This window comes from Acinetobacter sp. UBA3025 (genome assembly GCF_002367915.1).
Lineage (GTDB): Bacteria > Pseudomonadota > Gammaproteobacteria > Pseudomonadales > Moraxellaceae > Acinetobacter.
In genome coordinates, this window is sequence record NZ_DFDO01000005.1 from 1 (window position 1) to 11,534 (window position 11,534).

10 protein-coding genes and 1 pseudogene are annotated in these 11,534 nt (G+C 41.0%); 7 read left to right on the forward strand and 4 right to left on the reverse strand.

From position 1 onward, the window contains the following. The first annotated feature begins 111 nt into the window (after positions 1 to 111). Entirely contained in the window at positions 112 to 459 is a 348-nt protein-coding gene (locus tag B4J23_RS00130) for a hypothetical protein (RefSeq protein WP_286739605.1), read from the forward strand. 688 nt (positions 460 to 1,147) lie between these two features. On the opposite strand, the gene B4J23_RS00135 is transcribed toward B4J23_RS00130, so the two are convergent. Both B4J23_RS00135 and B4J23_RS00140 read right to left on the reverse strand, forming a co-directional pair. Then, on the reverse strand, positions 1,148 to 2,311 hold the full coding sequence (locus B4J23_RS00135; RefSeq protein ID WP_291358120.1) for a zinc-dependent alcohol dehydrogenase: 1,164 nt from the start codon (positions 2,309 to 2,311) through the stop codon (positions 1,148 to 1,150). A 304-nt stretch (positions 2,312 to 2,615) separates the two neighbouring features. Further along, entirely contained in the window at positions 2,616 to 4,559 is a 1,944-nt protein-coding gene (locus B4J23_RS00140) for an ATP-binding cassette domain-containing protein (protein WP_291358122.1), read from the reverse strand. Between the two features lie 211 nt (positions 4,560 to 4,770). Here B4J23_RS00140 and B4J23_RS00145 point away from each other — a divergent pair. The 4 genes and pseudogenes from B4J23_RS00145 to erpA all read left to right on the forward strand — a co-directional run bounded on the left by B4J23_RS00145 (position 4,771) and on the right by erpA (position 8,700). Further along, positions 4,771 to 5,775, forward strand: a pseudogene (locus B4J23_RS00145) (putative solute-binding protein). A 254-nt stretch (positions 5,776 to 6,029) separates the two neighbouring features. Then, positions 6,030 to 7,040: a putative solute-binding protein gene (locus tag B4J23_RS00150; protein WP_004780360.1), complete on the forward strand. Its 1,011-nt coding sequence runs from the start codon at positions 6,030 to 6,032 to the stop codon at positions 7,038 to 7,040. A 194-nt stretch (positions 7,041 to 7,234) separates the two neighbouring features. Next, entirely contained in the window at positions 7,235 to 8,248 is a 1,014-nt protein-coding gene (locus B4J23_RS00155) for a putative solute-binding protein (protein WP_291358133.1), read from the forward strand. Positions 8,249 to 8,364: 116 nt separating this feature from the next. Next, positions 8,365 to 8,700 (forward strand): iron-sulfur cluster insertion protein ErpA, encoded by a 336-nt coding sequence (gene erpA / locus B4J23_RS00160; RefSeq protein WP_004780362.1) that lies wholly within the window; start codon positions 8,365 to 8,367, stop codon positions 8,698 to 8,700. A 77-nt stretch (positions 8,701 to 8,777) separates the two neighbouring features. Here erpA and B4J23_RS00165 read toward each other — a convergent pair whose 3' ends face one another. Both B4J23_RS00165 and B4J23_RS00170 read right to left on the reverse strand, forming a co-directional pair. Then, positions 8,778 to 9,155, reverse strand: a complete 378-nt coding sequence (locus B4J23_RS00165; protein WP_171077632.1) for a hypothetical protein — start codon at positions 9,153 to 9,155, stop codon at positions 8,778 to 8,780. Between the two features lie 107 nt (positions 9,156 to 9,262). Continuing rightward, the gene (locus B4J23_RS00170) at positions 9,263 to 10,174 is read right to left on the reverse strand and encodes a matrixin family metalloprotease (RefSeq protein ID WP_291358128.1); all 912 of its coding nucleotides are present in this window, start codon (positions 10,172 to 10,174) and stop codon (positions 9,263 to 9,265) included. Positions 10,175 to 10,250: 76 nt separating this feature from the next. On the opposite strand from B4J23_RS00170, the gene B4J23_RS00175 reads away from it, so the two are divergent. Both B4J23_RS00175 and B4J23_RS00180 read left to right on the forward strand, forming a co-directional pair. Further along, a complete protein-coding gene (locus B4J23_RS00175; RefSeq protein ID WP_291358130.1) occupies positions 10,251 to 11,126 on the forward strand; it encodes a hypothetical protein in 876 nt (291 codons plus the stop codon). A gap of 165 nt (positions 11,127 to 11,291) precedes the next feature. Then, on the forward strand, positions 11,292 to 11,534 hold a 243-nt coding region (locus B4J23_RS00180), incomplete at its 3' end, for a transposase (protein WP_291358135.1).

Below are 11,534 nucleotides of genomic sequence, written 5' to 3' on the forward strand. Positions count from 1 at the left end.
GTTTAGAATAATTTTAATCTAAGCATTTTTTAGACCAATGATCCGCTGATATTAGGTTTCAAAAAAGCCTGGTTCAGTAGAATCAAGTCTTATTTATAAAGAGGTTTATCCATGGATAGCCAGCTTGAAGAAATACGTGAGATCTGGGCCAATGCATTCTACAGTGGCGACTATGATGTGCTGCGCCACTATGAACATCAGGACTTTCAGGTGGTTTTTGAACAGGAAGGCCGCGTAGAAGGAAGCTATCTGCGTTATGACCGGATTGCGCATGCCGTACAAAACGGCGTATGGAAACCGCTGAAGCCAGACATAGAATATGAAGAATACGAGTACAATGAAGACCAGACTGAATGCCGAACCTTGATTGGACTGGAAAATAATAAACAGCGTCTTCAAGAGATCTGGAAGCTAGAGGATGAATGGAAAATTCTAGAACTTAGATTTTTGAAATCCTAAACTTTCAATAATTTATCAAGTTAATTCGAAATTTTGTAAAAATATTTGAATAGTATTGTTTTAAATCTTGCTTAAACCCCGATCAATCGTGTGGATAACTGCAAAGTTATCCATATTTTTTTATGTGAATAAGATAGTATTTATCCACAAGTCATATTGTCTTTTTTATCTCTCTTTTTTAAATTCAAATTTAATTTCTATATCTTGTGGATAAGTGATTTTAAATTTAAAATAGGTTTTTGAATTTAAAAGACTGGTTAAAGCCATATATTCTCTGTTTATAAAAGTGACCAGTTCAAGTGAATTTTTATCTGTTTTTTAATAGAAAATTATATAAATAATTTAAAAATTAATAGCTTATATTGATATTGTAGATTTAATTAATAATTAGCGTGGAACATATTTTAATTCTAAAGATCTTCACTGTAGATAAACTACACAATTAATTTAATAATCAAGTGAAATTTCATTTTTATTAATGAATCATAGGGTTATAGATTTTTCCAACTTTTACTTCTATAGCTTAGTTTTTTTAAGCTGGGTCATCACGTGACCTAGTGCCAGTTCATCTGATAAACAGGCAATAGATCTGAACTTTTAAAACTGAAAATAGAAAAAGTATGGTTTATAAAATGGTGATCAAAAATAAAAAAAGCGCCTAACGGCGCTTTTTATTTTTTTAGTACATTTACGGTGTCAGAATGACTTTACGACAGTCTTCTTCCTTCTTATCAAAAATACGGTAACCTTCCGCAGCATCTTCCAGTTTCATGCGATGGGTAATAATCACATCTGGAGACAGATCTCCATTTTCAATATGTTCGAGCAACTGCGGCAAGTATTTATGCACATGGGTTTGTCCCATTTTAAAAGTCAAACCTTTGTCAAAGGCATCACCAAACAGGAAGCCATGAATTGGACCGGCATAAACCCCCGGTACACTCACCACACCGCCGCGTCGGACTGCTGCAATACATTGTCTGAGCGCTGAACCACTCGAACCTTCTAATTTCAGGTTGGTCATTACGGTTTCCAGAACACTGCCTTTGGCTTCGAAACCAACGGCATCAATAACCGCGTCAACACCACGATAACCTGCTGTATTTTGAATAATAAATTCAGCTGCATCGACTTCATCAAAGTTGACCGGAATGACCCCATAGGTTTGATGAGCAAATCGCAAGCGATAAGGGTGATGGTCTACCATGAAGATCTGTTCGGCACCGAGCATTCGTGCACAAGCTGCAGATAACAGACCGACTGGACCTGCACCATAAATCGCCACTGTAGAACCACGGGTGACTTGAGCATTGGTTACCGCCTGCCAAGCTGTTGGCAAAATATCGGTCAGGAATAATACTTTTTCATCAGGTAGGGACCCGGGAACCTTAAACGGTCCGACATTGCCCTTGGGGATCCGCACATATTCAGCTTGACCACCCGGTATACCACCATACAGATGGCTAAAGCCAAACAAGGCCGCTCCTGGTGGAATCTGTTTTTTATTCAGGATCGCACCACGACCCGTATTGGTATTTTCACAGGCAGCCATCAGTTCATGTTCACAGAAAAAACAGTGACCGCATGCAATCACGAAAGGAATAATTACCCGGTCACCTTTTTTGACTTCTGTCACTGCAGGGCCGACTTCTTCTACAATTCCCATAAATTCATGGCCGAAAATATCACCGTCTTCAGTGGCCGGGATTTTACCCCGGTATAGATGTAGATCTGAGCCACAGATGGCAGTCGCTGTCACCCTTAAAATGACGTCATCTGGTTCCTGAATCACTGGATCTGGAACGGATTCAACTCGTACATCCCGAGCACCATGATAGGTAAGAGCACGCATGCGGATTTCCTCTCTCTAGTTCAACATTAAACAGACTCGTATCAAGGCTGCCAAAAATAAAAAACACTTTTATTAGAGCCTTATGCGCCAAGAAATCGCTGTAAATTAATGTATGAAATAAGACATCAGAGTGTTTAAAAAATAAACTTATATAGGATTTGCGTAATTCACTACAAAATATGTCAAAAACGGTTTTGACGAAGAAATTAGGAAAAAGATGGAGAGAGCAATATATAAAAAGTATAAAAAAAGAGATTAGCTCCAGTTGTAGCTAATCTCTAAGATTTGAATCAAGGTTTAAAACTTAACCTTCCTGAAAAGATTGCTCCAAACTTTCCAGCTCCATCATCAGTTCCAGCATTCGCTCTTCGGCAGTTTCCAGTTTCTGTTTCAGTTCAGTCTGCTCGTTCATGAGTTTCAGCAAGTCATCTTTACGTGCAGCTTCATATAAAGCGTTATCTGCCAGCAATTCTTCAATTTCTGCCAGACGCGGCTGTAACTTGTCGATTTGCGCTTCACATTTTTCGATATTCTTGCGAATCGGACGAGTCTGCTCACGACGCTGGGCGGCCAGTTTACGCTGTGCTTCCTTATCTACTTTGGCTACAACCACAGGTTTAGCTTCTGTTTCTACTACCTGCGCTTTGGCTAAGGCATTCTGCGCATTAATCTGCTGTTGACGCGCTTCACGTAACCATTTGGCATAGTCTTGCAGATCGCCCTCAAATTCGCTACAACGTCCAGCATGTACTAACAGCAATTCATCACATACTGTTGCAATCAATTGACGTTCATGCGAGACCAGCACCACCGCACCTTCAAAATCCTGCAAAGCCATAGTCAGGGCATGGCGCATATCCAGGTCCAGATGGTTCGTCGGTTCATCCAGAATCAGTACATTTGGACGCTGCCAAACAATTAAAGCCAAAGCTAAACGGGCACGTTCACCCCCAGAAAAACTCTCACATGGGGTATCCATGCGCTCACCGCTAAAACCGAAACTGCCGAGAAAAGAACGTAAAGAAGCTTCGCTGATTTTTGGGTCGGCGATGCGTGCCAGTTGCAGCATCGGGCTGGCATTAGCATCCAAAGCATCCATCTGGTGCTGAGCAAAATAGCCAATATTGAGTAATTCTGAGGCCTTACGTTGACCCTTTAATAAGGGCAAATCTCCGACTAAGGTTTTGATCAGGGTTGATTTACCTGCACCATTCATCCCCAGTAACCCAATGCGAGAATTTGGAGTAATTTGCAGGTTAATTTTGCTGGCAATCGATTTATCGCCATAACCAATTTCTGCCTGTTCCAAGGCCAGAAGGGGTGAACTCATTTTGGTCGGTTCACGGAAACTGAAAGTAAAAGGTGTATCCACATGAGCAGGGGCGAGATCCTGCATACGCTCCAGCATTTTAATTCGGCTTTGCGCCTGACGTGCTTTGGTCGCTTTAGCTTTGAAACGGTCAATAAATTTTTGTAGATGTGCCCGGGCTTCTTGCTGTTTCTCAAAGGCTTGTTGCTGTTGCGCCAGACGTTCACTACGGGTCACTTCAAAAGTTGAATAATTGCCGGTATAGAGGGTGAGTTCCTGATTTTCGATATGCAGAATATGATCCGTCACAGCATCCAGAAAATCACGGTCATGCGAAATTAGCACTAAAGTGCCTTCATACGCCTTTAACCAATCTTCGAGCCACAAGATCGCATCCAGATCCAAGTGGTTGGTTGGTTCATCGAGTAATAGCAGGTCGGAACGGCTCATCAGGGTACGGGCCAAATTCAGTCGCATCCGCCAACCGCCTGAAAAACTGGAAACATCCAGACGGATCTGATGATCCATAAAGCCCAGACCGGCCATTAACTGAGCTGCTTTTGATGGTGCAGAATAGCCATGAATCTCGTCGAAACGGCCATGTAGCTGTGCCAGTTCTGCATCGGACAGCTGTTCTGGATGCGCAAGTTTGGCCTGTATATCCCAATACTCTTCATCGCCTGACAGAACAAAATCAATGGCCGGCATATCTAGTGCTTTAATTTCCTGAGCCATATGCGCTACGGTCCACACGGATGGACGGGTTAGTGAACCTTCATCTGCACTGAGCTCACCTAAAAGAGCCGCAAACAGGGTTGATTTTCCTGCGCCATTCACGCCGGTTAAACCAATTTTCCAGCCGGGATGAAGCTGCATGGAGGCTTTTTGAAATAACACTCGCCCACCACGGCGTAACGAAACTTGGTCTAACTGAATCATTGAACTTACTAACAAGAGCAAAAGAGAATGCCGCTATTCTAATGGAAAGCCGGAAGAAAACAAAAAATCTTCGTTGCAGCTTATCCTGTTCAGGCTTTAAAAATTTATAGATTCATATATGATGAACTATATTTTGAGTAAATACTCTATTTTGTTTAAAAACCGAAAGATAGAGCCATCAAGGTTCATAATAATATTGAGTAGAATAAAAATGAAAAATAGATTTTTAATTTTATCCGCACTGGGCCTATGGGCTTCAAGTGCACATGCTGCCCCAGTCAATGTCTGTGTATTTGATTTACTGGGAAAATCGGGTGAATCCTTCAAGCTGCTGGAAGAGTGGGCATTGGCCAGCAAGCAGTGGGGGGCTACGGTTCAATTGATTGCTTATCAGGATGAAGCTAAAGTCGATCAAGATGCCAAAGCTGGAAAGTGCGATGGCTTCTATATGACATCCATGCGTGCGCGAGCTTATAACAAATTTGCCGGCTCCATTGATGCCATTGGCGGTGTTCCTAATAATGACATTGCCATGAAAGCGGTGAGTTATGTGCTGGATAAACGTAATACCAAACGCATGACCATCCAGATCGGCAAGGAAAAATTTGAAGTAGCCTGAATTGGCCAGATTGGTCCTGCTTATATCTTTGTCCGTGATCGTAATATGAACAAGCTGGAACATATTAAGGGCAAAAAGTTTGCAGTTCTACATTATGACTATGCCCAAACCATTATGGTGAACCGGGTAGAAGCTGTACCGGTGAATTCGGAAATTTCCAATTTCATCCGTAAATTTAATCAGGGTGAAGTAGATATTGTGGCAGCGCCCGCTTATGCCTTTAAACCTCTTGAAGTGACCAAAGGACTAGGGCAGAAAGGAGCCATGATCAACTTTCCGGTGGTCAATGTCACAGCAGATCTGATTATTCGATCGGATAAATTTCCGGAACAGTTTGCAGCCAATTCCCGACAATGGTTTGTTAAGCAGTTACCCCGCAGCTTCGCGATGGTAAAACGGATGGAAGCAGAAATCCTACGTAAATATATTCTGAACCTGAGCCGTGAGCAACAGGTCAGTTATCAGAAAATTCTGCGTGAAGGACGCATGGATTTAACCAAGCAGGGTATCTATGACGCTGGCATGATGACAGTATTAAAACGGGCACGCTGTACTGTGGAAAGAACCAATTTTGAGTGCTCAATCAGTGGTGAATAGTTTTAAAATCATGTATATCTTTGTAACTACATCGAATGAAATGTAATTCAAAGTAGTCAAGTTAAGATGTTAAGATACTGATATATTTATAAAAAAATAAGATGAAAGAAATCAGAAAAAGCTGATTTATCTTTATAGGCCAAAAAGCCGCTTTTATCTGGAGTAAATGCTCTATTTTTTTGAAATAAATTTGCTTAATATTTGACGCGTGTACGGACACTCAGCTAACAACAAGATTTCAAAGGATAACTAAAATGAAAAAAACACTCTTATCATTGGCTGCATTTTCTGCATTTGGTTTTGCAGGTGTGGCACATGCAGAAAAGGTCGATATCTGTGTGTTTGACCTACTTGGTAAATCTGGCGAGTCTTTCCAGATGGCTCAGGAATGGGCGCTGGCAGCAAAAGGCTGGGGCGCAGATATCAATCTGATCGCCCGTCAGGATGAAGCCGTCGCTGACAATGACTTCAAGGCTGGCAAATGTGATGGTGTATTCATGACTGCCATGCGTGCCCGTCAATACAACAAGTTTGCTGGTTCAATCGATGCCTTAGGTGGCGCACCAAGTAATGCCATTGCGCAGCGTGCGATTAGCTTCGCTTTGGATAAGCGTAATGCGGCTAAAATGGTCACGACCATGGGCGGTAAAAAATATGAGGTGGCCGGGATTGCGCCACTGGGTTCAGCTTTTATCTTTGTGCGTGACAAAAATATTAACTCTATTGAAAAAGCGGCAGGCAAGAAGTTTGCAGTTCTTGGCTATGATGATGCGCAAAAAATCATGGTTCAACGTGTAGGTGCTCAGGCTGTAGTGTCTGATGTATCCAACTTCGTGGCCAAGTTTAATAATGGTCAGGTCGATATGGTGGGCGCACCGGCGTATGCGTACAAGCCACTCGAAATCTATAAAGGTTTGGGCAATAGCGGTGCGATGTTTAACTTCCCGGTACTGCATGTTACCTCTGACTTTGTGATCCGTCCGGAGAAATTCCCGGCTGGTTTTGGCCAGAAATCTCGTGACTGGTTCATTAAAAACCTGCCTAAGAGCATGGCGATGATTAATCGTCTAGAAGCAGGTATTCCAGCGAAATATAAACTGAATCTGAGCGCGGAAGACAAAACCAAGTACCAGAAGTTATTGCGTGAAGGGCGCATGGATATGACCAAGCGTGGAATTTATGATGCCAGCATGATGTCAGTACTGAAACGTGCGCGTTGCTCTGTCGATAAAGCCAACTTTGAATGTTCACTTTCTGGCGAATAATTTGATTTTTAAGGAAAAAAGCTTAGATTTATCTAAGCTTTTTTTATATTAAACAAAGTCAGATCTGCCATTGCAGATCATAGCAAAGCAGTTAAGCTGATTAAAAATAATGCTTTCATGTTTGGTATAAAAAACAATAACATGTAGCACTTAAAGCAGATAACAAAAACAAGGCAATCAAGGAAAGCAAAATGATGCAGAAAGGATGGAAAGCCCTGGCTGTAGGTGCAGCACTCGCGGCAGTTTCAGGCCTGGCTCAGGCTAAACAGATAGTATGTGTATTCGATCTGGTCGGCAAAAATGGCGACGTCTATGCTGTAATGAAAGACTATCAACTGGCCGCAAAAAACTGGGGTGCTGATATCGAGCTTAGGGTAAATACCAATGAAGCTGTCGTCGCAGAAGATTTTAAAGCTGGTAAATGTGATGGGATCAGTGTCACGGGTATGCGCGGCCGTCAGTTCAACCGATTTACCGGTTCACTCGATGCGATTGGCGCGATTCCAGATTTGAACCTGGCAGTTAAAGTGATGCAAGGCCTGGCGAGTCCGACCTTTGCCAAGCTCATGGTTCAAGGCAAGTATGAAGTCGCAGGGGTGATTCCGGTAGGTGATGCCTTCCTGATAGTCAATGACCGGAGCATTAATACGGTTGCGAAAGCAGCAGGAAAAAAAATTGCTGTACTTGACTATGATGAAGCACAAAAAATCATGGTTCAACAAGTGGGTGCACAGGCAGTCAGCGCTGATGTGACCAACTTTGGCTCTAAATTTAATAATGGCCAGGTCGATATTATTGGTGCGCCGGCTGCCGTATTTAAACCATTAGAACTGCATAAAGGTTTGGGAAGCAAGGGTGCTATTGTGAATTATCCGGTGTTACAGGTCACTGGTAATATCATTATTCGTCCGGATAAATTCCCGGCTGGATACGGACAAAAATCACGTGAATGGGTGAAAAGCCAGTTACCACGTGCTTTTGGAATTTTAGGTAAAATGAAGGCAGATATTCCCTCTAAATACTGGATGGATATTCCTGAGGCAGATAAACCGGGTTACCAAAAGCTGATGCGTGATTCGCGGATTGACCTGACCAAACGTGGTATTTATGACAAACGCATGATGAAGTTACTCTGGCAATTCCGCTGCAAGCAGAATCCGAAAAACTTCGAATGTGCATTACAGGATGAGAACTATAAACAATCCTGATAAAATTACTCTGATTTGACTTTTAATCTGTACAGACTGACCATATATTGAGTGTGTTATACTTGAAATATGGTCTTTTCTTTTTAAAGACATTCCATTCAACAGAGGAATCCGCCATGAATGCTCAAGCGCTTGTGCTCACCGACAATGCCGCAAATAAAGTACGCCAGTTGCGTGACAGTGAAGGTAACCAAGACTTAATGCTCCGTGTGTATGTCACCGGTGGCGGCTGTTCAGGTTTCTCTTATGGCTTTAACTTTGCGGAAAGCCAAAATGAAGATGATGCAGAATTCGTCAATGGCGATGTCAAAATGCTGGTCGATTCTCTGAGCTATCAATATCTGGTTGGTTCAGTGGTTGACTATGTTGAAGGCCTAGAAGGTTCACGTTTTGTGGTACAAAACCCAAATGCAACCACCACTTGTGGATGTGGTTCTTCATTCTCGATCTAAGCTGGTCTAAATAGCAAGACCATAAACAGAAAAAAGTCCTCATTTGAGGACTTTTTTATTTGCAGGTATTTTTTGCTTTAAGCTTCGAGCTTGATTGCTTCCAGCAGGTCAAAAATCACAGTGGTGACATCCTGGCTGAGCTCCCGGTTATTGAAGATCTCATACGCAGTGATGGTGATATCGGTATCGCTTGGCAGCAGTTTCTGTTCTTCGTCAATCAGGTCATTGATCGGTAACAGGGTCTGTTTCACTTCCAGATGCAGAATATCCTCAAAGGCGATATTTTCATCTTCCAGTTCAATCAGCTGCTCATTGAAATACGGAATCAGGATGGAGTGCAGATAAGGCTGAAGTTCCACAATATCAAAGATTTCAATATCACGAGTTTCATCAATCGTGCTGATATGGTCGTTTACTTCAATCAGGATATGGTAATAACTCATGCCGATCTCCATACGGGGTTCAGGTGGATGTTGAGCCCATCACAATAACATGAAATACGCTGATGTGGACGCTTTACAGACAATAAAGTCGTAAAAATTATAGGGGTTTAAAGCTACCTTTACTTGCGTGTATACAGCAAGGTTTTATCTGCCGGGCGCAGTTCAAAATTTTTCAGTTTCTGTTGGCCTAGTACTGGATACATCAGCGCTTCCGGGTCATTATGATGCAGTAATCCTAGGGCGTGCCCCAGCTCATGTGCCAGGGTCAGACGCAAGTCATCCTTGGCATCAAACTGATAGACATGGATTTCATCGCCCTTGAACACACCTTTATGGAATTCACGTGGCGGAAAACGCTGTTGAGCCAGGGTAATATTGTTCTCATGCTGTTTCACATTGCTCTGATAGCTCGAGACCTGATTGTTGAAAGCCAGCTGCTGCTGTTGCAAATAGTTCGCTTCACGCTGGAATTGCTCCGTGCGTTGTTGAAATGCTTCAAACTGCTGGTGTAGCTGCTGCTGTTCATAAGCCGATAATCCTGGCTGATTACGCTGTTGCAGTAGCTGCTGCAATTCAGCCTCTAGCTGGATGCGCTGCTGGGCTAAACGCTGATGTTGCTGATCAATATACTGTTTAGAGCTACTTAGGTTTTCTGCCTGACGTTGATACTGTGCCTCATCCTGTAGCAGTTTTTGAGTGGTCTGCTTGAGCGCATTGTATTCCTGCTGACGCTGGTCATAGATCAGCTTGATCGCCAGTTTGGCATTCTCATCATAAATCATCAGATCATCGCGACCGGTGCCACGATGCCAGATCTCGACCGCCTCCCTGGAGAGTTGAATCACTTCTTCTCGACTGAGGCCAAAACCAGGATCCACCTGATCGACCCGAAAGCGCAGGCGGGGATCGAAAGGGTGGGTAAGACGGTCGGTCAGGGAATTAAATTTTAGCTGCGGATGAGACTGGGTCTGCAGATGCAGAAAACCTGCCACTAACAGTATGGGTGCCATCAGCAGATAAAGAATACGCATATGACAATAAGTGATTGCTTTTTATACATGTATAATATTTTTTCTTAAATAAAGAAAGTAAAAAAATGAGATTAATATGCCAAGGTATTTTTTTATTAGTTTAGCTATTTTCTTAATTTTATTTTATTGGGGAATAATTGATTGGACTTCCGATATAGTACGAGAATCATGTACACATGGCAATTGTAAGCATGGGTGGTATAGTAAATACAATAGCGAAGAAAGAAATATAGCTGTATTATTAAGAGTTATTTTTTTCTTTATTTTCATAGCAATTTATTATTTCATATATATAAATAAAGAAAAACTAAGGGACTGGTTTAAAAAATATAAAGAAGATTTGTTTGGTGTAATTTTATTTATTATTATTTTGGGAGTTTTGCTATTATTTTTTATTGAACATAATGATAATGGGTCTGAGCTGCCTAAATCTGATAATCAATATTTTTATGAATACATATATTATAAAAAATATAGAGCAGAAGAAAATGGAGAATATTATTTAAATGATTTTTTGTATTTGGACACATTGTATGCAAAAAAAGTATACCGTTTAAAAAAATATACCCTTAATGAAGTAGATTTAAAAAAATTCTACAATGAATTTATACCTTTTAATTTTTCTTCGATTTGTAATGATAGCTTATATAAACAACACTTCGAAAAAGGAGTTACCTATAATATAGAATACAAATCTTTAGATGATATTAGATTGTTTAATTTTGATGTAAATAACGAGATATGTAAAAGTAATTTATTAAATATAAATATATTAAGTAAAAATTATTATTTAGAAGAAGATAAATTAAATTCATATATAAAAGATCCTAATTTTTATATATGGTTGAAAAATAAGCCAGCTAATGTGAAGGAAATGTTTGATAAATGTCAGAATAATAAAGATTATTCTTGTTTGGATTTTATTTATCTGCAATTTAAAGATGCCAATTGAAAACCGTGCTTTTGATCCTAGACAAAATAATGGACAGCACATCCCTCTAAAGATAACGTAACTTTAATCTTTGGAGATTCAAGAAATGGCTAAACGTTTTAGTCCTGAATTGGCTTTGTTGCACAAACCTATCTGTAAAGGCTTTTTCAGCGATATAATTTTCAAATGAAGAAGCCTACACATAAAATCTACCGCACAACCAATTGGCCCGCATATAACCGAGTACTCATGAGTCGCGGAAATATTGCCATTTGGTTTGATCCTGCTACGCAATGGTATGCTCCATCAAAAGGCAAACAAGGGCGAAATCAAACCTACTCCGACGCAGCTATCCAATGCTGCTTAATGATTAAATCCTTATTCCGTCTATCTTTACGTATGGTCACTGGCTTTGTGCAAAGTCTGATT

Excerpts from the sequence above, each read along its gene's own strand:
- B4J23_RS00155 (WP_291358133.1), top strand. The coding sequence starts at position 7,235 with ATGCAGAAAGGATGGAAAGCCCTGGCTGTAGGTGCAGCACTCGCGGCA.
- B4J23_RS00130 (WP_286739605.1), top strand. The coding sequence starts at position 112 with ATGGATAGCCAGCTTGAAGAAATACGTGAGATCTGGGCCAATGCATTC.
- B4J23_RS00170 (WP_291358128.1), bottom strand. The coding sequence starts at position 10,174 with ATGCGTATTCTTTATCTGCTGATGGCACCCATACTGTTAGTGGCAGGT.
- B4J23_RS00140 (WP_291358122.1), bottom strand. The coding sequence starts at position 4,559 with ATGATTCAGTTAGACCAAGTTTCGTTACGCCGTGGTGGGCGAGTGTTA.
- B4J23_RS00165 (WP_171077632.1), bottom strand. The coding sequence starts at position 9,155 with ATGGAGATCGGCATGAGTTATTACCATATCCTGATTGAAGTAAACGAC.
- B4J23_RS00150 (WP_004780360.1), top strand. The coding sequence starts at position 6,030 with ATGAAAAAAACACTCTTATCATTGGCTGCATTTTCTGCATTTGGTTTT.
- B4J23_RS00175 (WP_291358130.1), top strand. The coding sequence starts at position 10,251 with ATGCCAAGGTATTTTTTTATTAGTTTAGCTATTTTCTTAATTTTATTT.
- B4J23_RS00135 (WP_291358120.1), bottom strand. The coding sequence starts at position 2,311 with ATGCGTGCTCTTACCTATCATGGTGCTCGGGATGTACGAGTTGAATCC.
- erpA (WP_004780362.1), top strand. The coding sequence starts at position 8,365 with ATGAATGCTCAAGCGCTTGTGCTCACCGACAATGCCGCAAATAAAGTA.